24 protein-coding genes are annotated in these 21,207 nt (G+C 63.1%); 10 read left to right on the forward strand and 14 right to left on the reverse strand.

The window, feature by feature from the left end:
* Positions 1-24 precede the first annotated feature (24 nt).
* Both ACERI1_RS09550 and ACERI1_RS09555 read right to left on the reverse strand, forming a co-directional pair.
* Positions 25-1,134: a tyrosine-type recombinase/integrase gene (locus ACERI1_RS09550; RefSeq protein WP_373617892.1), complete on the reverse strand. Its 1,110-nt coding sequence runs from the start codon at positions 1,132-1,134 to the stop codon at positions 25-27.
* A 294-nt stretch (positions 1,135-1,428) separates the two neighbouring features.
* Positions 1,429-1,599 carry a hypothetical protein gene (locus tag ACERI1_RS09555; RefSeq protein ID WP_373617894.1) on the reverse strand — a complete coding sequence of 57 codons (171 nt, stop codon included), beginning with the start codon at positions 1,597-1,599 and terminating at the stop codon, positions 1,429-1,431.
* Between the two features lie 158 nt (positions 1,600-1,757).
* Between ACERI1_RS09555 and ACERI1_RS09560 the strand changes: the two genes are divergently transcribed.
* Entirely contained in the window at positions 1,758-2,495 is a 738-nt protein-coding gene (locus tag ACERI1_RS09560) for an alpha/beta hydrolase family protein (protein ID WP_373617895.1), read from the forward strand.
* Positions 2,496-2,536: 41 nt separating this feature from the next.
* On the opposite strand, the gene ACERI1_RS09565 is transcribed toward ACERI1_RS09560, so the two are convergent.
* From ACERI1_RS09565 to ACERI1_RS09585, 5 genes are all read right to left on the reverse strand, one after another.
* A complete protein-coding gene (locus ACERI1_RS09565; protein WP_373617896.1) occupies positions 2,537-2,737 on the reverse strand; it encodes a cytochrome-ba3 oxidase subunit in 201 nt (66 codons plus the stop codon).
* 102 nt (positions 2,738-2,839) lie between these two features.
* On the reverse strand, positions 2,840-3,037 hold the full coding sequence (locus tag ACERI1_RS09570; protein ID WP_373617897.1) for a CbaC protein: 198 nt from the start codon (positions 3,035-3,037) through the stop codon (positions 2,840-2,842).
* Entirely contained in the window at positions 3,037-4,794 is a 1,758-nt protein-coding gene (locus ACERI1_RS09575) for a b(o/a)3-type cytochrome-c oxidase subunit 1 (protein ID WP_373617898.1), read from the reverse strand. The genes ACERI1_RS09570 and ACERI1_RS09575 overlap by 1 nt, the downstream gene beginning before the upstream one ends.
* Positions 4,791-5,591 (reverse strand): cupredoxin domain-containing protein, encoded by an 801-nt coding sequence (locus tag ACERI1_RS09580; RefSeq protein WP_373617899.1) that lies wholly within the window; start codon positions 5,589-5,591, stop codon positions 4,791-4,793. The genes ACERI1_RS09575 and ACERI1_RS09580 overlap by 4 nt, the downstream gene beginning before the upstream one ends.
* On the reverse strand, positions 5,588-5,767 hold the full coding sequence (locus tag ACERI1_RS09585) for a cytochrome oxidase (protein WP_373617900.1): 180 nt from the start codon (positions 5,765-5,767) through the stop codon (positions 5,588-5,590). The genes ACERI1_RS09580 and ACERI1_RS09585 overlap by 4 nt, the downstream gene beginning before the upstream one ends.
* Before the next feature lie 231 nt (positions 5,768-5,998).
* Here ACERI1_RS09585 and ACERI1_RS09590 point away from each other — a divergent pair, with 231 nt between their 5' ends.
* The 3 genes from ACERI1_RS09590 to ACERI1_RS09600 all read left to right on the forward strand — a co-directional run bounded on the left by ACERI1_RS09590 (position 5,999) and on the right by ACERI1_RS09600 (position 7,408).
* On the forward strand, positions 5,999-6,346 hold the full coding sequence (locus ACERI1_RS09590; protein WP_092935200.1) for a winged helix-turn-helix domain-containing protein: 348 nt from the start codon (positions 5,999-6,001) through the stop codon (positions 6,344-6,346).
* Positions 6,343-6,654, forward strand: coding sequence for a hypothetical protein (locus ACERI1_RS09595; protein ID WP_373617901.1), 312 nt, complete (start codon positions 6,343-6,345; stop codon positions 6,652-6,654). Before ACERI1_RS09590 ends, ACERI1_RS09595 begins: the two co-directional genes overlap by 4 nt.
* Positions 6,655-7,018: 364 nt before the next feature.
* Positions 7,019-7,408 carry a universal stress protein gene (locus ACERI1_RS09600; protein WP_373617903.1) on the forward strand — a complete coding sequence of 130 codons (390 nt, stop codon included), beginning with the start codon at positions 7,019-7,021 and terminating at the stop codon, positions 7,406-7,408.
* A gap of 12 nt (positions 7,409-7,420) precedes the next feature.
* On the opposite strand, the gene ACERI1_RS09605 is transcribed toward ACERI1_RS09600, so the two are convergent.
* The 3 genes from ACERI1_RS09605 to ACERI1_RS09615 form a co-directional block, all read right to left on the reverse strand.
* Positions 7,421-8,215 carry a VOC family protein gene (locus ACERI1_RS09605; RefSeq protein WP_373617905.1) on the reverse strand — a complete coding sequence of 265 codons (795 nt, stop codon included), beginning with the start codon at positions 8,213-8,215 and terminating at the stop codon, positions 7,421-7,423.
* A 48-nt stretch (positions 8,216-8,263) separates the two neighbouring features.
* Entirely contained in the window at positions 8,264-9,961 is a 1,698-nt protein-coding gene (locus ACERI1_RS09610) for a Na+/H+ antiporter NhaC family protein (RefSeq protein ID WP_373617907.1), read from the reverse strand.
* Between the two features lie 224 nt (positions 9,962-10,185).
* Positions 10,186-11,298: an OBG GTPase family GTP-binding protein gene (locus ACERI1_RS09615; RefSeq protein ID WP_373617908.1), complete on the reverse strand. Its 1,113-nt coding sequence runs from the start codon at positions 11,296-11,298 to the stop codon at positions 10,186-10,188.
* A 148-nt stretch (positions 11,299-11,446) separates the two neighbouring features.
* On the opposite strand from ACERI1_RS09615, the gene ACERI1_RS09620 reads away from it, so the two are divergent.
* The 3 genes from ACERI1_RS09620 to ACERI1_RS09630 all read left to right on the forward strand — a co-directional run bounded on the left by ACERI1_RS09620 (position 11,447) and on the right by ACERI1_RS09630 (position 13,159).
* Positions 11,447-11,650 (forward strand): hypothetical protein, encoded by a 204-nt coding sequence (locus tag ACERI1_RS09620; protein WP_373617910.1) that lies wholly within the window; start codon positions 11,447-11,449, stop codon positions 11,648-11,650.
* A gap of 331 nt (positions 11,651-11,981) precedes the next feature.
* Positions 11,982-12,485: a hypothetical protein gene (locus ACERI1_RS09625; protein ID WP_373617911.1), complete on the forward strand. Its 504-nt coding sequence runs from the start codon at positions 11,982-11,984 to the stop codon at positions 12,483-12,485.
* A 269-nt stretch (positions 12,486-12,754) separates the two neighbouring features.
* Positions 12,755-13,159, forward strand: coding sequence for a universal stress protein (locus ACERI1_RS09630; protein WP_373617913.1), 405 nt, complete (start codon positions 12,755-12,757; stop codon positions 13,157-13,159).
* Between the two features lie 157 nt (positions 13,160-13,316).
* Here the strand turns inward: ACERI1_RS09630 and ACERI1_RS09635 are convergent, their stop codons facing one another.
* Complete coding sequence (locus ACERI1_RS09635) at positions 13,317-14,624, reverse strand: DUF1743 domain-containing protein (protein ID WP_373617914.1); 1,308 nt, start codon at positions 14,622-14,624, stop codon at positions 13,317-13,319.
* A 166-nt stretch (positions 14,625-14,790) separates the two neighbouring features.
* Here ACERI1_RS09635 and ACERI1_RS09640 point away from each other — a divergent pair, with 166 nt between their 5' ends.
* Positions 14,791-15,756, forward strand: coding sequence for a transcriptional regulator (locus tag ACERI1_RS09640; protein ID WP_373617915.1), 966 nt, complete (start codon positions 14,791-14,793; stop codon positions 15,754-15,756).
* Between the two features lie 189 nt (positions 15,757-15,945).
* On the opposite strand, the gene ACERI1_RS09645 is transcribed toward ACERI1_RS09640, so the two are convergent.
* Together ACERI1_RS09645 and ACERI1_RS09650 are read right to left on the reverse strand one after the other, a co-directional pair.
* On the reverse strand, positions 15,946-16,203 hold the full coding sequence (locus tag ACERI1_RS09645; RefSeq protein ID WP_373617916.1) for a glutathione S-transferase N-terminal domain-containing protein: 258 nt from the start codon (positions 16,201-16,203) through the stop codon (positions 15,946-15,948).
* A 95-nt stretch (positions 16,204-16,298) separates the two neighbouring features.
* The gene (locus ACERI1_RS09650; RefSeq protein ID WP_373617917.1) at positions 16,299-17,762 is read right to left on the reverse strand and encodes an NCS2 family permease; all 1,464 of its coding nucleotides are present in this window, start codon (positions 17,760-17,762) and stop codon (positions 16,299-16,301) included.
* A gap of 271 nt (positions 17,763-18,033) precedes the next feature.
* Between ACERI1_RS09650 and ACERI1_RS09655 the strand changes: the two genes are divergently transcribed.
* Positions 18,034-18,696, forward strand: coding sequence for a TrkA family potassium uptake protein (locus ACERI1_RS09655; RefSeq protein ID WP_373617918.1), 663 nt, complete (start codon positions 18,034-18,036; stop codon positions 18,694-18,696).
* Positions 18,697-18,972: 276 nt separating this feature from the next.
* On the opposite strand, the gene ACERI1_RS09660 is transcribed toward ACERI1_RS09655, so the two are convergent.
* Complete coding sequence (locus tag ACERI1_RS09660) at positions 18,973-20,037, reverse strand: DNA methyltransferase (protein ID WP_373617919.1); 1,065 nt, start codon at positions 20,035-20,037, stop codon at positions 18,973-18,975.
* Positions 20,038-20,140: 103 nt separating this feature from the next.
* On the opposite strand from ACERI1_RS09660, the gene ACERI1_RS09665 reads away from it, so the two are divergent.
* Positions 20,141-21,130, forward strand: a complete 990-nt coding sequence (locus ACERI1_RS09665) for a calcium/sodium antiporter (protein ID WP_373617920.1) — start codon at positions 20,141-20,143, stop codon at positions 21,128-21,130.
* Positions 21,131-21,207 lie beyond the last annotated feature (77 nt).

The following is a 21,207-nucleotide window of genomic DNA, read 5'->3' on the forward strand; positions in this document are numbered from 1 at the left end:
AGCGAACCGAGAATAGAACGAGAATCAGTCGTTTTCTGTCGACTCCTCACGCTCTCGAGCAACGGGAGGGCTCTCGTCGGAGACGACGATCGACTGCTCGAGCACCGACGCCCGCAGCGTCGGCTTCGAACTCGTCGCCTCTCGTCTGTAGGACTCCGCCGATCGATCCCGGCGGACGCCACGTGGCGTCAGATAATTGCCGTCGACGTCGATACCGGCCTCCTCACAGAGCCGCCGCAGCACCGACCGCGCCCCCTCGGTCGTGATCGCTGGCGGCGCGATCGCCCGCTCGCGGGCGAGTTCCGCCGCCGTCGCCTCCTCGAGCAGCGACTCGATCGTTTCGTCGTCGAAGCCGCGGTCGCGCAGCACTGATCGCACCCGCCGGGCGATCGACGGCGCGTGGCCCGTCGGGAACAGCGGCCAGTCGGTCGACGGCGGATCGAGCACGACCCGGTAGCGCCGCAGCGGCGTTCGGGCGCGTGCAGGCACGGGCACGTCCTCGAGTCGCTGGGATTTCCCGAGGACGCGGATCGTCCCCGTATAGAAGTCCACGTCGTCCCAGGTCGCGCCCGTCCGCCGGTCGTCGTCGGGAACGCTGAACAGTTCGGCACCGCGGATCGTCGAGTGTGCGAGGACGGCGACCATCGCGTACTCGCGCAGTCGGCTTCGTCGCTCGCGCGTCGACTGGGCGGTTTCGAGCGCCTGCTCGCGGACGTAGCGCTCGAGTTCGCGACGCTGTGTGGCTGTCCAACTATCGCTCGTCGGTCGCGTCTCGGCGCTTGGGAGCGCGCTCTCGGCGCGGTCGGTCGCCGCCGGGTTCGTCTCGCAGATCCCGCCACGGACACACCACGAGAGAAACGCGCGCACGACCGCATAGTAGGTACCCGCAGACGACGCGGTGTACTCTCCCTGCTCGGTTCGGCGGCGGAGTTCGGAAGCGTAGGCGCGCATGTGCTCGACCTCGAGCGTGGCGATCAACGTGATGTCGTGTTCGTCCTCGAGCCACTCGGCCCAGCGCCGGAGGATCGACTCGGCGTTGGATGCGTAGGTGCCCGCACCCGAACTGTCGGGGTCACCAACGGCTTTTCGGTGGAGATAGGCATCGATTGCGTCCGTGATCGCGACAGCGGTCACTGGTCGGTCACCTCCGTGAGTCCGTCCGACGCGAGTCCCGCGATCGCCGCCGACACCACGGTTCGGGCGTCTCTCGATAGTCTGTGCCTGTTGGTGGCGTGGCGATCGCAGACAGCGGGATCGACACGACGGAGCATCTGTGCGAACGATACTGAGCCGGGACCGTAAATCTGTGTTTCGATATACGCAACTTGAAATAAATCGGGAAACGTGCCATCTACGCGATCGGATCCTCCTCGAGAGCCACTGTGTGTTCGGTTCGATCACACGGTGGCTGTGATGAGTCCTCTGACACTATTGTCCGGGTGGATGCTGATGACTAATCTTTTCGGCCGTGAGTCCCGGAACCGGCGTTCCACAGGCTTTACACTTCCAGTTTCGCGTCGTCGTCCCGGACTCTTTCTCGAGGTCCTGTTTGAACTCGATGTGTGCGCCACACGGACACTGGTATGTCGCGCGGGTCATGCCCGATCCAACTCCGCGGGACGCGATAAACGGTTCGCCGGCACGAGACCAATGGTGATGTACACTTACCTCGTGGCGATGTCGACCGACTTCTCGAGGCCTCGGTGGCCGCGGGAACGTCGATATCAAGGTCTCGGCGACCGTCGACACCTGACGGGATGACCACGACACATCGCGTTCCGATCACCGACGCGGGAACGGACACGGGAGTGCCGACAGTCGCTGCGGTCCACCACGAAGCTGACTCTGACGACTGGATCGTCTTCTGTCACGGCCTCCGGAGCGACAAATCGGGCAGCTACGAGCAGCGGTGTCGACGAGCCGTCGAGGCAGGCTACAACGCAGTCCGTTTTGACTGCCGCGGCTGTGGCGAATCCGACGGTGCGTTCGTCGAGTCGACACTCGAGACGCGACTCACCGATCTCCGCCACGTCGTCGACTCCTTCGATCCCGACTCGTACGCCCTGTTCGGCTCGAGTTTCGGCGGCAAAGTCGCCTTCCACGCTGCTGCCGCCGACGACCGGGTTACCGCGGTCGCGACGCGTGCGCCTGTGACGACCGTCGGAACGTTCGACGAGTATCGCGCGACCGTCGATCGCGAGGGCGAGTGGACGTTCGATACTGGCGAACGGATCGACCGTCGATTCTTCGACGCCCTCGATCGGTATCCGTTCGATGACGTCGTCTCGACTCTGTCGATCCCGGTTGCGATCTTTCACGGTGGCGACGACGCGGTCGTCGATCCTGCGGACAGTTTCGATGCGGCGAAGCAACTCGAGACTGACGTCTGTCTCGAGCGATTCGCGGAAGAGGGCCATCGGTTCTCGCGGGCCGGCGAGCGGCGATTGCGCGACCGACTGTTCGGCTGGCTCGAGTGGGTAGAGCGTCGCTCCTGAAGCTGCTCAGGAGTGGATTCGAGACGCGACTGGCGACACACTCACGCACCCATTCCGTCGGTAGCCGTCCGGTGTCCCTCGATCGGCGTCATCGTGACGTAGAGCGCCGCGGAGATCAGAACGACGTTCACCGTCGCGATGAGCCCACCCAGTCCGGATCGAGTGAGACCGAAGATGACGGTTGGAACGAGAGCGAGCAGTCCGACTGCGACTGCGCCTCTCGGTGACAGTGATTCGAGCATCGTCTGGGCTGTCCAGCGAGAGGGCCTTTAACCTATCACACTGTTTCGTTCATCGTACGTGGGTGATGCGCCACTCGAGAGTGACACCGTGACTGTGATTCGTCACTCCATCTTCGAGGAACCACTGCGGATCGGCCGGAACGCCCAGACGAGAAGGGTTCCGATGATGACGACCCCAATCAGTGCCGTCTCGAGCGGCGGGATCTCGATTCCGAAAAACGCGAGGACCGTGCGCCCTTCGACGAGGATCACGAGGCTCAGTGCGATGAGGATCAGTAATTTAGCGGGGGACGTGTGCATCAGGTGACTAACGCTCCAACGTAGTCTAGTCCGAACTGGAGATACATGACGGCTTCGCTGGAGACCGGAAGCGCCCTGATCCCCTCTCCAAAGAGTCCGCCGTCTCTCGCGACGCTGACCAGTGGGAGGGCGTAGGCGAGGACGACGAGGACGAACGCGATCCCGAACCACAGCGCCAGATTGTCGAGAACGGTCGGCGAGTCATCCGGCCCGGATAGCGCCGGTGGAATCGTCCCATCGACGACCGGCTCGCTGTCGGTGTTGAACACCGTCAGGAGCATGACCACGAGAAAGAGCATCGCGGAGATAAACAGCAACGTGCCACCGAGTGCGAGCTGGGCGTTGAGTTCGCCCATCGAACCGACAGGGACGTTGTAGTCGAAGCCCTGGTACTGCGGCTCCGCCGTCCGCCGTGGGACGCCGACGAGTCCGGCTCGGAACATCGAGTTGGTCATGAACACGATTCCGACGAACCAGAGCACGACCTGAACGAGGGCGACCTGCCGGCCGACGAGCCGGTTTCCGGTTAGCTGTGGAACGAGCCAGTACGATCCGGCCATAAGCGTCAGTGCGGTCGCAGTTCCCACCTGTGCGTGGATATGCCCGGGTATCCACAGTGCGTTGTGAACGAGGTAATTGATGTTCATCCCCGCGTTGACGATGCCGGTGAAGCCGCCGAATGCGAAGACCACCCCGGCCAGCGCCATGCCGGTAAACGCGGGATCGCGCCACGGGAGCGCCCGGAGCCAGCCGAACGTCCCTTCACCGCCGCGCTGGCGAGCCCCATGTTCCATACTGGCAACGACGGTAAACGCCGTCAGGAAGCTTGGCAATAGCAGGAACATCGTGTTGGTCATCGCGATGAACTTGAACCCCTCCGCGATGCCAGGGTCCATGTACTGGTGGTGAATGCCGACCGGTGTCGAGAGCAGGACGAACAGGATGAACACGACCCGTGCGAGCGGATCGCTGAATAGCCGCCCGCCCGACAGCTTCGGCAACACGTTGTACCACAGCAGGTACGCTGGCAGCAGCCAGAAGTAGACGACCATGTGGCCGAAGAACCAGAACAGTGTCCTGGTCAGCAGGGGATTAATGCTGTCGATAATCTCGAGCGACCACGGCAAGAGAAACACCAGAATGGAGGTCGCGATGCCGACCGTGCCGAGATACCACATAATCATCGTGGTCAACACCATGAACGTCGGGAGTGGGATCCGCTCGTCGGGGTGGTTGCCTTTCCAGGCCCACCATGTGCGGAACCAGTCGAACCCGGCGAGCCACGTCCCGATGACGAACACAACCAGTCCCGCATAGAAGAGCGGATGTGCCTGCAGCGGCGCGTAGAACGTAAAGAGCGAGTCCGCTGTCAGCGGCCTGCCGAGCACCACCGGTGGTTCATTGAGGAAGCCGGCAAGGATCGAGATTCCCGCGAGGAGTGAGCCGATCGACATCAGGCCGTACCAGAGCCAGGTAAAGCGGATGTCGGCAGGGCTCCGCCCAAGACTGCTCGTTATCGCCCACTGATATAGCCCGACGAGGAAGAAGATCGTGAACGCGATGACGAGGAAGACGCCGTGGCCGGTCAGGACAGTGTAGTACTTCGGTGATTCGAGGAATCGAAAGATGTCCGTCCGATGAAATGCCTGAATGAGCCCGAAGAGCGCGCCGATCCCGAACGCGATAAACGAGTTCAGGAAGGCGGCTCGAACGAGTCGTGCCTCTGCGGGATAGTCGTCGACGAACAGGGCCGTCACGACTCCTCACCCCCCTCGGTCTCAGCCGTCTCGTTGCTTACCACTTCCACCGACCCGGTTTCTTCGTAGTCGTCGACGGAGACGGACCAGTCGTGCTCGCCCTCGCCGAGTTGATCGCTCTCGACGGTAAACGTCATGTTCTCGGAACTCTCGCCGTCGACGGTTACGTCGCGCTGGAACGTCTGCCCCCCGATTTCGGCATTGACGGTGGTCTCGAGCGGTTCGAGTTGCCCGTTTTCGACCGTCGCGTTGACCGTGACCGTCTCGCCTGGCGCGACGGTGTCCGGTGCTTCGACGGACAGTTCGGTCAGGTCGAACTCCTCCTCGGGCTGGACGATAATCAGCCCTTCCATAGTGTGATGGAAAGAGCCACAGTATTCATGACAGATGAGGCCGTATTCGCCGGGTTCGTCGAATTCGACGGTCATCTCTGCGACCTGTCCCGGGATGGCCATCGCGTTGAGGTTCGTTCCGGGGACGTAGAAACCGTGGATGACGTCCCGGCTCGTCACGTGGAACGTAATATCGTTGTTCGCCGGAATTTCGATCGGATCGGGCTGAAAGCTGAACGTCTGGGCGACGACGTAGGCTGCATACTCGTTTTCACCGACTTGCTCGACTCGCGGTTCGCCGAACCGTTCGTCGTCGTTGAGTTCGTCCGGTGGGACTGTTCCCCCTTCGTCGTCGATCATCGAGATTCCGAGCCCGACTGAACCGAACGTGATCGTCACGATGAAGCCGACGATCAGCACCATCGCTCCTACGATCCAGAGTTTCTCGTACGTATGGATCCTCATAGGAGGACCACTGACACGCCCGTGCCAAACACAGTCAAGTCGTTGCCGACGAACTCGACGAAGTACGTGAACAGCCACATGAGCGTGAGGGCCACGAAATACAACGCGATGAGCGCGAGCGTGCCCCAAGGGTCATACTCGTCGTGACCGATCTCTCGCGAGACACGAGAATCCATATCGAAGGTGCCCCACGGTCGCCAAAATAACCCCTGTGGAGCGTTCGCACGCGAAATTCCGACTTGGACGGCGAAAGCATCGATTACTGGTACTGTCGTGGGCCGAGTCAGCTGCCGAAAGCGGCGCTGACGCTGTCGATGACGTACGCCGTGGCGGCCGACGACAGCGTTTTCTCGTTCAGAGAAATCGGACTGCTTTTCATAGGGATCCCGAAACGAACTGCTATACCAGTGAGTGAGGACACCGATCTGTCGACACTGCTCGCAGTCCTCGACGATGAGTACGCACGGGATATCCTCACCCACACGAGCGTCGAACCCATGTCTGCCAGTACCCTGAGCGAACGCTGTGACGCTTCTCTCCCGACGATCTATCGGCGACTCGACCGACTCGAGGAGTGTCACCTCGTCACCGAAGAGACGGAACTCGCCCAAGACGGCAACCACTACAGCGTCTACCGTGCGAACTTGGATCGGCTGGAACTCTCGCTGGACGAGGGCTCGTTTTCACTCGAGCTAACGTATCGTGAGGAAGACGTCGCCGACAAGTTCACCCGAATGTGGGAGGGGATGCGATGACGCGATCAGTCGTACGCCTCGATGGAGCGACGCTGTTCGAGCTGTTGACCGTCGCGAGTCTCTTTCTCGTTGCACTCTTTGGCACGCTCATCGCCTATCAGGCCTACCGGGGCTACCGCCGGAACGACGCCCGATCGATGCTGTATCTCGCCGTCGGATTACTGTTGCTGACGCTGTGTCCGTTCGTGCTCAACGTCGCGGTGACGACGCTGATCGCCCCGGAACAGATCGTGATCGCGCTACTCGAGAACGTGAGTCGGCTGTTCGGACTGGTCGCGATCACGTACTCGTTGTACGGCCATCACTAACGGGACGTCCGGGCGAGTCGAAAACGATCTATCCGACGCTGGGATGTGTGGCGGGCCGAAGCAACTGGCGGCTATCGACTCCCGCTGGCACATCGAGGGCCGATCGACGCGACACGACCCCGCGTGAGGGGGGACGCGGGACCGTGTGGGCAGGCGTCGCGGCCCTGGGATGATCGGGATGCGGGGAGACTGGGGGACCATCAAGCCGTTCGGTGACTGGGTTTCTCCTCCCCACTCGTTCCATCCGGTGCGATCGTATTAGTGACACGAGTGTGTTTTCAGGGTCGGAAAACGCGGTGTCGCCGTTGTATGTTCTGTGATCGCGTACCACAGGGTTCTTCGAGATCGCCACGTGAGAGGCAGTATGCACTATCTCGTGGGCACTGACTCCGTCCACACGACGGCGGCGATCTGTGACTATCTCGACGACCGCGCGACAGGTGACGATACCGTGACCGTGATTTCGGTTGCGCCAGCGGACGATCCGACGGCACGCCGCGATGCTGACGAGGCGCTGAACGTCGCCACCGTTCGACTCGCTGCCGTCGGCGATGTCGAGATCGACCGGCGGTCGGGATCGGGAACGCCCGCCGACGTGCTCTGTGAGGCTGCGACAGACTGTGACGCCGACGAGATCGTCATCGGGACACACAGTGGCGACCCCGATGCGACGCCCGAGGTTGGCTCGAGCACCCGTCGGCTCCTCGCGGTCGCGGATCGACCGGTCGTCGTCGTGCCGATCCCCGAACTCTAACGCACGAGCGGGTTAGAAGGGGAACAGCGAATCGGCTGCGAGATCGCGCTCGATGAGTTCGATCTCGTGGCCGTCCGGGTCTTTCGTGAAGGCATACATGTTGTCGTTGCTCTCGGGGTCGCGGTAGTCGGGTGCCTCGCGTGTCATGAGCTGGTTCCAGTCGTCCTCGAGGTCGTCGACGCGGACACAGAGGTGGCCCCAGGCGTCACCCTGCTCGTAGCTGCGACCGTCGTAGTTGTAGGTGAGTTCGACGGACATCGCCTCGGGGGCAGCGTCAGTGGGCTCGACGAAGTAGTTCGCGAAGGTGTCGGCTTCCCAGCGACCGACCTCGTCGTAGCCGAACTTGCGGGTCCAGAAGCCGAGCGCCTCGTCGGCGTCTTCGACGCGGATCATGGTGTGATCGAGCGACCAGAGCGCTCCCTCGTCGGGGTCGCGCTGGACGAGTTCGATCTCGTGGCCGTCGGGGTCCTTGACGAACGCGTAGCGACCACCACAGGATTCGGGGTCGCGGTAGTCGTCGACGCCTTCGTCCATGAGCTGCTGGTAGTAGTCCTCGAGTTCGCCCTCGGGAACGCGGACCGCAACGTGCCCCCAGGCGTCGCCCACGTCGGGCTGCTCGCCTTCGTTGTGAGTGAGCTCGAGCATCGCGCCGTCCTCGTGCATGTCCTCGGGCCCGAGATAGACGATGGTGAAGCCGTCGCCCTCGTAGCGGTCTTTCTCCTCGTACTCGAGGTGGGTCTGATACCAGTCGAGCGATTCCTCGAGGTCGGCGACGCGGATCATCGTGTGGTCGAGCGTTCCGTCCATACCCCAGTAGAAGCCTGCGCGCTCCAAAAAATTGGCGGCTGCGGTTGTCTACTCGGCCCCGTCGGGCGACTCCGCGGTCGTCTCAGGTCCGCGGTGGTCGATGTCTGCCGTCGTCTGCGTGGCAACTGGCTCGAGGTCCTTTCGGTCGGCGTCGAATCTCGAGAGGCCAACGACGAGGCCGACGAGGGCGACGACGCCCAGCGGCAGGAAGACGACCGCGGGCACGCCCAGATAACCGTTGAGCAGGTAACAGCCCACGACGACGACGAAGACGGTCGCGGCGTAGGGCAGTTGCGTCCGCACGTGGTCGATCAGGTCGGCTCCGCTGAACGTCGCCGAGAGCACCGTCGTATCGGAGATGGGTGAGGCGTGATCGCCGAAGATCGCACCGGAGAAGACGGCACCGACGGCGACCGGGACGAGCTCGAATCCCGTTCCGAACTCGTAGGCGACCTGCACGGCGATGGGCGTGACCAGCCCCATCGTCGCCCACGACGACCCCATCGTGAACGCGACGAAGGCGGCGACGAACAGGATGAGCACGGGAAGCAGTTCCGCCGACAGGTAGCCCTGCGCGAGCCCGGCGACGTAGTCGCCCGTGCCGAGCGTGTCCGCGACGCTGCTGATCGTCCAGGCGAGGACGAGGATCGTCACCGCCGTCAGCATGATGCCGAAGCCGTCGAGAACGGTGTCGACGGCCTCTCCGATGTCGAACAGCCCGTAGGCGAGCCCGAGGAGGATCGCCGAGACGACCATGGCGAACGATCCCCAGGTCAGCGCCGTCGCGAAGTCGCCCGCGCCGACGATATCGATCAACACCTGCGTGAGCCCCGTCTCGTTCGCAGCCGCGCCGATCGCCGTCGGCGCTCCCGCTTCGGCCTGGCTCGAGATCCACGACTGGTAGCCCGTCCAGAACGCACTCGCGAGCGTCACCGCGATCAGGACGACGACGGGCGCGAAGAAGATCCGAAGCATCGGCCGCTGATCGATCGGCGCGCCCAGTTCCTCCTCGACCTTCTGCAGGGGCTGTGCGTCCTCACGGTTGACATTGCCGGTCGTCCACGACCGGTGTTCGGCGTCGAGCATCTCGCCGTAGTCCCGACCGGTGAAGACGATGATCCCGACCATGACGATCGCTAACAGCGCGTACGTGTTGTAGGGGATCGACCGGACGAACGTCGCGAACGCGGTCGGCGCTTCCTCCGCGACGCCCATGCTCTCGTAGGCGTCGCTGATCAGCGAGAGCTGGAACGCGACCCAACTCGAGATACCGAGCGTCGCAACGGGGGCGGCCGTCGAGTCGACGATGTAGGCGAGTTTCTCGCGGGAGATCCGCAACTCGTCGGAGATCTCGCGCATCGTGCTCCCGACGATCGCCGTGTTGGCGTAGTCGTCGAAGAACATGGCAATCCCCAAAATCCATGTGGTCATCCCGACGGTCCGCTGGCTCTCTAAGTGATCCGTCGCCCACTCGCGGACGGCGAGCGCGCCGCCGAGCCGCCAGATGAGTGCAACGCCCGATCCTAACAGAAGCGTGAAGACGAGGATCTGGACGTGAAACCCATCGTCGACGATGATCGCGGCGACGATCCAGTCGAAGGTCTGTCCGATGCCGAGGCTCTCGGTGTAGATGACCGCCCCCGACCAGATGCCAAGAAACAGCGACAGCATCGGCCGGCGAGTCACGATCGCGAGACCGATCGCGAGCAGCGGGGGAACGAGCGAGAGCGCGCCGAACTCTGCCATAACTACCTAGTCGTCGGGTCGCCGGATATGCTTCACCGTTCCGATCCAACTCCTGTCTCATCAATAATCACGCACGATAGCATCCGTGATGATCGTGCTGGTCTGCCCCGAGACAACCCGTCTCGAAAATAAGGATTATACTATTGTCACAATGGGCGTCTTAATTCGACTCGAGGCATCGAACACGAATCAGTGCCGGCGCTCCGACGACGGGCCGACCGCGACTATCGTCGCAGAATCAGCTTCAGCACGTCTTCGTCCTCGAGGACGTGGTCCATCCCGACCTGCTGTTCGTCGTGGGTCGCGCTGGGGCCGCTGACGCGGGCAAAGCGGAAGCGTTCTTCCATCTCGCCGCCGAGTTTCTCGATCGCTTCGCCGACGGTGGCACCTTCCTCGATTACGAGTGGTTCCTCCCAGTCGACGCCACGACCGGGTTTGTCCATGTACACTCTGATGAGACCGAGGTTCTCCCAGATGCGGTCTTTGAGTGCCTCGAGCCCCTTCTCCTTCTCGGCGCTGATGAAGGTGACTTCCTCGGGGTCGAGGTCGCGCTCGCGCAACTGCTCGTCGACGGTCTCTTTGTAGTCCGGCTGGATCAGGTCGACCTTGTTGACGCAGGTGATCGAGGGGATGTACTCGCGGTTGTCCATCAGGCCGTCGACCAGCCGGTCGATGGTGACGTTTTCCTGCAGGTTGAGGTCGGCGTTGACGTAGCCCTGATCACGGAGCACGTCCTGAATCGTCTTCTCGTCTAGGTCCTGGTCGGTGCTCGAGGTGATCTTGATCCCGTCTTTGATCTTCGGGCGGACGGTGACCCGTGGCGGCTCCTGGTCGACGCGAATGTTGATGTCGTACAGTTCCTTCTGCAGGCGGTCGTACTGCTCGATCTCGAACACCGAGAGGACGTAGATGATCAGGTCGGCGTTGCGGACGACCGCCAGCACCTGCTGCCCGTCGCCTTTCCCTGTCGCCGCGCCCTCGATCAGCCCCGGCACGTCGAGCAACTGGATGTTCGCGCCGCGGTGGTTGAGCATCCCTGGATTGACGTCCAGCGTCGTGAACTCGTAGGAGCCGGTCTCGCTCTCGGCGTTGGTCAGCGAGTTCAACATCGACGATTTGCCGACGCTCGGAAAGCCAACCAGCGCGACGGTCGCATCGCCGTGTTTCTCGACGGAGTAGCCACCACCGCCGCCAGAGCCCGACTGCTGTTTCTCGAGTTTCTCCTTTTTCTCCGCGAGCTTGGACTTCAGCCGGCCGATGTGGGCCTCCGTCGACTTGTTGTAGGGCGTGTTGGCGATTTCTTCCTCGATTGCCTCGATTTCATCCTCGAGCCCCATTTGTCCGTACACAACCGGTCGGGCCGAAAAACCCTTTCGAGACCCGCACGCCGTGGCGGATCGATGGACTCGATTGGACACGTCGCCTGAATTACCAATGCTAACGGGTTTCGACACACATAAGCGACGGGCAAGCAACTGAGCAACTATGCCAGACGCATCGCAGCTGCGCGACAGCACCCAGATCGTCCTCCCACGGGAGGCCCTCGATGGGCTCGAGGCGCAGCTCGATGACGTGTGTACGGTCTCCGTCTTCGCCGAGGGCGACGACTACTGCCGAATCATCGGGAGCCCGGTCGAGATCAAACGGGCCAGTGAGTTCCTGGCTCGACACGGAGTCAACGTGCGCTGAGTGCTGGAAAGTGCCAGCACTACGACACACCAATCACGACACCGCATCCGTCTTCTGTGGGTGGTCATCGAATTTCGAACCGCCGACAGTCCTGTCAGAAGCGAGGTGCAGACGACGAGCGCCACGAGCGTCTCGAGTGTGAAATGCCGCTGTGATCGGTCGCGACCGGTCGAAACCAGAATGCCTATATTGATTTAGGCCTGCCTAAAACCATGGCCGAGAAGCCGACCGGGAAGACAGAATCGGGGTGTCGGAACCAGTCCGGGGGCAACAGTAGACTCATCGCGAGACCGATCCAAGTTGACTGTTCGAACGACAAGGTGTGTCGCCCGTGACCCGCGAGACGACGTCCGAAACGCCCGAGTACACGACGCCGGTCGAGACGATCAGGGCGGCGCGCGACACCGTCTCTTCCGTACGAAGCGCCGACGGTGGCTTCGTCGTCTCCTGTCGCGAGTCGGGGATTCGACCCGCACCGGTCACGGACGCACGATTCGACACCCACGCCGATGCCCAGCGAGCCTGTGACGCTGCTCGCCGCTACCGTGATGCGATGCGGACGCTGGACCCGTCGCTGTCGCGGTACGACCTCGTCGTCTCGCCGATCGACGAAACCGCACTCGAGGTCGCGAGCGTTCGCGAACAGACTGACCGGCGACGTGCGAACGGACTCCCCGCGTCGCAACGGACCGTGACGCTCGCCGGAACCGGCAGTGACGAGTGGCTCCGCGTCGAGAACGGCCCGGTCGTTCACTTCACCGGCCCCGATTCGCTGCTCGACGACGAAGTCATCGCACGGCAACTACGATCGAAACTTGACGAGAAACGCGGCTGATCCTCGCCCGTCTCTCCATCGGCGGGACAGGTCAGCGCGGAGCCGAAAACGCGCTCGCGGTGGCGCTCAGACAGCCGTGCCGCGTTATCACTCCGGATGTGTCGGCGCGTCGAACCTACCCCGGACGAGCGGCTTCGCGACGTGGCGACGGAGCATACATCGGTATATGGGGTCGCTCGGCTACCACTACCCCGCTACGGTCGATACTGAGCTATCACGTCTGCTTACAGTCACGGCAGACCCTTGCCTGCCCGGCGTCTACGTGGACTATGACTCGCGTCTTGGTTCCGATCGACGGCTCCTCGAAATCTACCGACGCACTCGAGGAAGCGTTCGACCTGTTTCCCGACGCCGAGATTCACGTCTTGCACGTCATTCAGGTCACACGGGTCCCGTCGGACCCGGAGACGACGCCCTACGAATACGCCAAAGAAAACGGGCAAGCGTTTCTCGAGGACGCGGCGACGACCGCCGATACACACGGTCGAGAGATCAAAACGGCGCTCATCGAGGGCCATTCCGCCCGAACGATCCACCGGTATATCGACGAGCACGACATCGATCACGTCGTGATGGGCAGTACCGGTCGGTCCGGGATGTCGAGAGTCCTGCTCGGCAGCGTCGCGGAGGCGGTCACCCGTCGCTCTCCCGTTTCGGTCACGATCGTTCGGTGATGGGCTCGTATCGACGTTGCAAGCCACGTCATACGAACCACTGCAATACGCCTCCTGTCAGCTGGTGCCGGTGGGCCCGCGACCTCTCCTGCAGGTCTCCGGTCACTCGATGCAGGGGACCGTATCACCAGTTCTCCTTCGAACGACGACCCGTCGTCTACCGCTCCGGATGCGTCGGCGCGTCGAATCCGCCCCGGACGAGCGGCTTCGCAATATGCCGACGCGCACACGGCGGCACCTCGTACCAGCCGATCTCGAGGTCGCGCTCGAGGTCCCGCGTCGTTTTCTCTGCCCGCTCCGTTTTACACGCTCGGCAGCGATAGCCCTGATTCCGACCGGCGCTTTTCATCGTCCGACCGCAGTCGGGACAGGTCGGCGTGACCCGTTCGGTTCGCACGAGGTCGCGGACGGCGAACTTCTCGAGTTTGAGCGTGCCGTCGGAAACCTCGCCACAGGCCGTGAGCCGGTCGCCGACACGCAGCGCTCGTACGCGATCTCGGAAGCGTTTGGTCGGTTCGAATGCGGCACACGTGAGCCGGTCGCTCGAGTCGTCATCTGCGGGGTCGTCGGCTGCCGGCGAGACGAGATCGACGAAGACGTGGCCGCCGCGTCGCGTGTCGGGGTCGCTGGCGACCTGTCCTTCGAGGCAGTAGGCACGACCGTCGTCGACCGTCGAGATCGCCCCCTTTTGCAGGTGGACATCGGTGCCCTGATTAGTCACGAACAGCTGGCTCGCGGCGACAGGCTCGCTCTCGATCCGGTCGGCGACCGCGCGCACTGCGTCCGGGTCGTCGCCGCGGATGCCATGCAAGATCGGGCCAGGCGTGTGAGGGACACAGACGGTCTCGTCTTCGCCGCGGTCGACCGTATCCCACACGTCGGGATACCCCCAGTCGGCGGCAGCGAAGACACTCTCGTGGTCCACTTCGCGGGGCGTCCCCCAGCGGTCGGGTTCGCGGTAGGAGATGTACTCGTAGGTCCACTCCGCGAGCGCGTCCCAGGCCCCGATCGCAGCCAGCGCACCGATCCGGCCACGACCGTCGCCCGCGTGCCACGACCGATAGCCGTGGCGGTCGATCAGCGTTTCGGCGTCGGCGATCTCGAGGTGGTCGCGGATCGCCCCGTGCGCGAACCGTGTGACATCGTCGGGTGCTCTGTCGTCGTCGGGATCGTGTGCCGCCACGACCAACCCGGGATTCGTCCGCTCGTCCGTGGTTTCGGCCAGCGACTCGAGGCGCTCTCGCGCGAGCGCGTACGCGAGATCGGGTTCGAAATCCGTGTGAATCGCCAGCGCGGCGTTGCCCCGTGTCTTGTACTCGACGGCGGGGTTGAGCCGGACGAGCAGGAGCCGCGAGACTGTCTCTGCGCCATCCTGACGGAGCCGGTCGGCGATCTCTGCGGCGACATACGTCGTACACATCCCCAACTTGCGCGAGTCTGTATCGTCGATCCCGACAACGGTCATCGCCACTGTTTGCACGCCGGCTGAGTAACGCCTTTCGGGACCGCCTCGTCACCGGGGACGGTGAAACCGCTATATAAGTATACTCCTGATACAGGCTCGAATCGCGACACGGCACGCAGGCACTACGGGGAAAACGTCTTATAGGAGGAATCGCTTACAACCCCGTATGTCCCGCTCCGCACTGGTCGGCAACGTGACCGCGATGTTAGAGGACGCGGGATTCGCGGTGAGCGATCGGTGTGCAATTCGACCGAAGAGTTTCGACATTGCCGCGCGACGTGGTGACGATCTGATCCTCGTCAAGATCCTCGCGAACATCGACGCGTTCAACGAGGCGACCGGCCACGAGATGCGTCGGCTTGGAACCTACCTCGAGGCAACGCCGCTGGTCATCGGACTCCGAAGCCGTGACGAGGACCTGAAACCGGACGTCGTCTATTTCCGACACGGCGTCCCTGTGTTCAGTCCCGATACGGCGTACAATCTGTTCATCGAAAACGTGCCGCCACTGATCTACGCTGCGCCCGGTGGCCTCTACGTCAACATCGACGGCGATCTGCTAGCCGACGAACGCCAGGGCAAAGACTGGAGTCTCGGCCAACTGGCCAGCGAACTTGGCGTCTCACGCCGGACTGTCTCGAAGTACGAAGACGGCATGAACGCCTCCGTCGAGGTCGCGATGGCGCTCGAGGAACTGTTCGAGGCGCCGCTGACGAGCCCGGTCGATGTCCTCGAGGGCGCCGACGAGGTCCACGAAAGCGACGCGACGCCGGACGATCCGGAGGCGGACCCGGACGACGAACCGGTCGTCGCCGTCTTCACGCGGGCCGGCTACAGCGTCCACCCGACGGTTCGCTCGCCGTTTACGGCAGTCAGCGAGGACGAAGCCGACAGCGACATCGTCCTGACGGGCCACTCGAAGTTCACGAAAGCCGCGGAAAAACGCGCCCGGATCATGAGTTCGATCGGGGCAGTCACCCGCACGCGATCGGTCTACGTCGTCGACCGCGCAAAGCAGGACTCCGTCGACGGCACGGCGCTGGTCGAACGCGAGGAGCTCACGAACCTCCGGAACGCCGACGAACTTCGAGACGTCATCCGGGAACGCTCGGAGTACGAAGAAGCGGTTTAATCTGTCTCGTTGAACCGACGTGCCGGAGTTCTCCGGACTTCTGGCAGTCAGTTCCATGTAACCTCGACCGTCCCACGGTCGGGCCAGTCACTCGAGATACGATAGTAGCCACTGAACGTCACTGCACCCGATCGCACGACTGCTATGCGATCGGTGTGTGAATCGTTTCAGTTGTTACTATAGACCGTATTAGGCAGCGTCGTCGCCGTAGGTCTCCTCGAGATACTCGATAATGTCACTACTTTCTGGCATTCCTTCGACGCCGGTCGTCTCGTCGGTGATAACTGGCACGCCGGTCTGGCCGCTGACTTCCTGAACTTCGGTTCGGTTCCGATGCGAGCGGGGGACTTCGATCGTATCGTAGTCGAGGCCGAGATCGTCGAGTTTCGTGCGAACCATCGCACAGAACGGACAGCCAGGAAGATCGTACAGCGTGATATCTGCCATCGTGGGCGAGAATAGGGGCCTCGAGCCGTAAGAACACAGTGGTTGCGGCGGGCTTCGATCGATAGCGTACGGGATCGAGCGCGAGTGGGGACGGTCTAGCCGAGCATGCCGCTCGTAGCGACGTAGAAGTAGCCGATCAGTGCGACGGCGATCGCCCACTGTCCGAGCCGGACGTCGCTGCGTTCACCCATCGCCGTTTTGATCAGGGGATACGCGATGATCCCGGCGGCCAGTCCGGTCGCAATCGAGTAGGTCAGCGGCATGATCGTGATCGTGAGCCCGGCAGAGACCGACCACGCGGGGTCTTCCCAGTCGATGTCGAGGACGCCCTGGAGCATGATGACTCCGACGGCGACGAGCGCGATGAACGACGCGTAGGCGGGAATCGCGGCGATGATCGGCACTGCGATCAGCGATAGCGCGAACAGAACCCCAACCACGAGGGCGGTGAACCCGGTGCGGCCACCCTCCTCGACGCCGGTCGAGGACTCGACGAAGGTCGTCACCGTCGAGGTACCGACCATCGCCCCGACGGTCGTCCCGACAGCGTCGGCCATCAGTGGCTTCTCGATTTCGGGGAGCTCGCCGTCTTCGTCTAAGAACTCACCGAACTGGGCGACGCCGATGAGCGTCCCGGCGGTGTCGAAGAAGTCGACGAAGAAGAACGTGAACACGACGAGGACGAACGTCAGCGGGTCGACGTCGCGCAGTCCCTCGACGAAGGCACCGGCAAGCGGCGTGATGTCGTAGTGTGGGGATGTCACCGCTTCGAAGGTGACTTCGCCGGTTCTCTCGTCGAGCAACGTCTCGGGTGCGAGTGCCGACGCACTCGCAACGCCAGTGAGTAACAGTCCCCAGCCGGCAACGGCTGTCGTGACGATGCCAGCGATGATCGCGCCCTTCATCCCGCGTGCCCACAGGATAAACGTCAAGAAGAGGCCGGCGAGCCCGAGGATCGCGGCTGGATTCTGTGCGACGTTACCGAGCGTGACCAGCGTCGCTGGATCGCCCGTCACGACCTGCATCTCTTGAAGCCCGATAAACAGCAGGAACACACCGATCCCCGCACCGACCGAGAATTTGACTGGTTCAGGGAAGAGGTTGATGACGTATTTGCGGGCCCCAACGGCCGTGATAGCGATGAAAATGATTCCTTCGACGAAAACCGCAGCGAGGGCCGTCTGCCACGGAATCCCCATCCCGATAACGACGGTAAACGTAAAGAAGGCGTTGAGCCCCATCCCGGGAGCCAGTCCGAAGGGTCGATTGGCGTACAGCGCCATCACCAGCACCGCGACGACCGAGGCGATGATCGTCGCGATCGCCAGCATCTGGAACACCTCGTTCGAGTCGTAGACGGCCCCGTCGATGGTCGTCTGCTGGTTGATGTCGCCCTGTTCGTTGAAGCCCATGATCGCCGGCAGCAACACCGTCGGGTTCACCACGATGATATACGACATCGCCAAGAACGTCGTAATCCCCGCGATCAGTTCGGTCGTGAAATCGGTATTATGTTCGTCAAATTCGAAATATGACGACAGTAACTCGATAGCCCCCATTTTGGATGCTCGAGCGTAGCAACACCGGTTAGTTAAGCGTTTTTGTCCAGCCTGCTATATCATGAAAGAACATTCATGCATATTGGTTGATATGGGTCCCGGTCAGTGGGTTCCGGCGGGGCCGCGACTGTCCTGTGGGCTTACCACGACTGCCGGACAGCAGACCGTCTGACGAGGTAACAAGCTGTTACCCGGGCTGTCAGTCTGGCTGGTCAGTTGCTGTCGACCGGTGGACGAACGTATTTCACCCCCGAGCGCGTACTGTGGTACCATGAGGTTTGTCATCGTTGGGTACGGTCGAGTCGGCTCACGGACGGCAACGATCCTCGCCGAGGAGGGCCACGATGTCGTCGTCGTCGACACCGACATCGACCGGCTCGAGCGTGTCTCCGACGACGAAATCGAGACGGTACACGGCGATGGGTCCGACGAGGATGTCCTCGCACAGGCGGGCATCGAGATGGCCGAGGCGATCGGGGCCTTTACGCCCGATCTCAACGTCAACTTCGCGGCCTGTATGGTCGGCACCCACCACGGCTGTCGAACCGTCTTGCGGATCGACGCCGATTACCGCGAGGACATCTACGAGAAGTACGCTGCAGAGGTCGACGAGATCATCTACCCCGAACGACTCGGCGCTGCAGGTGCGAAAACCGCCCTGCTTGGTGGAGACTTCAACGTCGTCACCGACCTCGCCGCAAACCTTCAGTTGACCGTCCTTGAGATCACGGAGGAGTCGCCGGCGGTCGGCAAGCGGATGAGCGAACTCGAGTTGCCCGAATCCGCACGGATCTACGCCCATGGCCGCGCACACGAGCCGCTGACGATTCCGCTCCCGGGAACGGAACTCGCGGTCGGCGACGAGGTCGCGGTCATCACCGAGACCGACCGCGCTGATGCGGTTCGGTCCGCCCTGTTACCCGCCAGTGCCTGATACGGTTTGCTGTAACGAGTGACCGGCCCGACCGCAGGACGGTCGCGGCCCCACCGGCACTGACTGACAGCAGACCGTCTGATACGAGGGATATCACCGCGGCTCGAGCCGCGGTGTCCCAGACGTGCCTCTGACACTTGTCCCGAATGGTTATGGGGGAAGAGAAACGGGAGCAGGCGCGCAGGCGAGTGGATGGGGGGAGTGTGGTGGGGAGGCCGCCAGCGCGCCTATTCGTTTCGTTACGGTGTGGGATAATAAAACCGCGTCAGACGGGGGTCAGACGGACGACGAAGCATCGTTTTCGGGACGGAAGACGAGCACGTTCTGGTGGACCATCGAGGGGACAAAGGAGAACGGATAGCCGTAGACGTGAAGGTCTTTCGTCGGGTCGTACCAGATCAGATTCGCTGCCAGCGACAGCGGCGCGGTCGACTCGATCGCCTGTGCGAGCTCCGCCGAGAGGAACTCGTAAGACTGCTCGCGATACATGTCGCCGATGAAGACGACGACGTGACCGTTCGAGGTGACGGCGTCGGAAAAGCGGTCAAACTTCTCGGCCATGTCCGCGAGCCAGTCGGCTTTCGTTTCCCAGGTTCCGCCTCCATCGGCGGGCATATCGCCGTCCTCGTCGCCCTCGGCTGTCCCGTCGAACGACCCCAGCTTGCTCTCACGAGTCCGGTTTTCGTTGCGTGTCTGCTCGAGTTCGTCCATGTGCCAGTAGGGCACGTCGGTCAACAGGAGGTCGACCGAGCCGTCGTCGACGTCGGCGATCAGGTCGGCGCAGTCGCCGTGGCGCATGTCCTGTGTGGCGAGCGGCGGTTCCCCGCAGGCACGCCGCTCGTCGTTTTCGCGCTCGAGGACCTCGTGATAGATCTCGACCCAGCGGTCGGTGCGCTCGAACCCGATCGCCTCCCGGCGACCGGTGCCCTCGTGTTCACAGAGGCTCGCACCCAGCAAGGTGCCGCCGACGCCGGCGAAGGGGTCGAGGACGGTGTCGCCGGCCTTGCTGAACCGACCGATCAGCTCCGCACAGAGCCGCGGGGGTTTCTGCCCGCCGTGTTCGCTGCGCAGCTCGTGCTGGAGGTCGGGCGGGTAGCCCTCCGCGATGACGGATTTCGTGGCGTACTTCCACTCCTTGCCCGTGAGGTCGTTGACCCGATTGCGCTCGTCGTAGATCCCCCGCCCCTCGACGTAGCGCTGGTGATCGGCCAACTCGTCGGTGTCGACCACCTCCCCGTCCTCGACCGGCAGGGATTCCTCGCGTGCGCGGTCGGCGTCGAACTCGCCGTTCTCGTCCGTGAACAGCCGACTCTGGCGGTGTCGTTCCCCATCGTCTGCCATACCCTCGAGTGCTCACGGGGACCGTTTAAACGCTTGTGCCTCGCGTCGACCGTCCTGCGTGCCCGACGTTTTTCACAACGTCCGTCGAAGAGCGCCGGTACCGATGGTTCTCGTCGTCGACGCCGTCCTGCTCGCAGTGGGCGTCCTTGCTCTGTGGATCGGCGCACGCCTCCTCGTGACCGGCGCCTCGCGGCTCGCCGGTGCAGCCGGTGTCTCCGCGCTCGTCGTCGGCCTCACTGTCGTCGCCTTCGGCACCTCCGCGCCGGAGTTCGCCGTCTCGCTCGAGGCGGCGTTTGCGGGACAGGGCGACGTCTCGATCGGCAACGTCGTCGGTTCGAACCTGTTTAACCTCGGCGTAATCCTCGGTCTTGTCGGCATCCTTTCGCCGTTTCGGGTCACGGAAACGCTGGTCCGCCGAGACGCGCTCGCGATGGCAACTGCGACGGCAGTCGCCGCCCTCGTCCTCCTGAACGGGGCCGTCTCGCGACTCGAGGGTGCGATCCTGCTCGCGCTGCTGGGCGGCTACCTCGGCGCACTCGGCATCGCGATTCGGACGGCGAGCCGAGCGGACGGTGGCCGACTCGACGCAGCCGGCGACGGGGTGACGGTCCCGCCGCTCGCCCCTGACGAAGGAGTTCCACGCGAAATTCAGCCGACGCTCGAGGGTGGTCGCGTCCTCGTGGGCCTGCTGTTGGTGATCGGAGGCGGGCGCGTGCTGATTGACTCGGCGGTCGGACTGGCCTTGGCTGTGGGCATCTCCGAGTGGGCGGTGGGCGCAACGATCGTCGCAACCGGCACCTCGTTGCCGGAACTCGTCACCTCCGTCGTCGCCGTTCGCCGCGGCGACGTTGGCATCGCGGCGGGCAACGTCGTCGGCTCGAACGTCTTCAACGCCCTCGGCGTTCTGGGGCTCGTCGCCGTCGTCCAGCCGACGGCGGTCGACCCCGCCGTCTTCCTCGGCATCGCGTGGCTCTGTGTGCTGACCGCGTTCGCGACGGTCGTGCTCGCGACCGGCCGGCGGTTGACCCGTCTCGAGGGCCTTGGCCTCGTCGCACTCGGAGCGGGGTACTGGGTCGTGAGCGTCGCACTCTGAGATCTCGACCGCTGAGCGACCGTGACAAGCGTCGAACCCGGTGACACGGGTGTTAGCGAGCATACTTGCCGCTCGCG

It is taken from the genome of Natrinema sp. HArc-T2, from assembly GCF_041821085.1.
GTDB lineage: Archaea > Halobacteriota > Halobacteria > Halobacteriales > Natrialbaceae > Natrinema.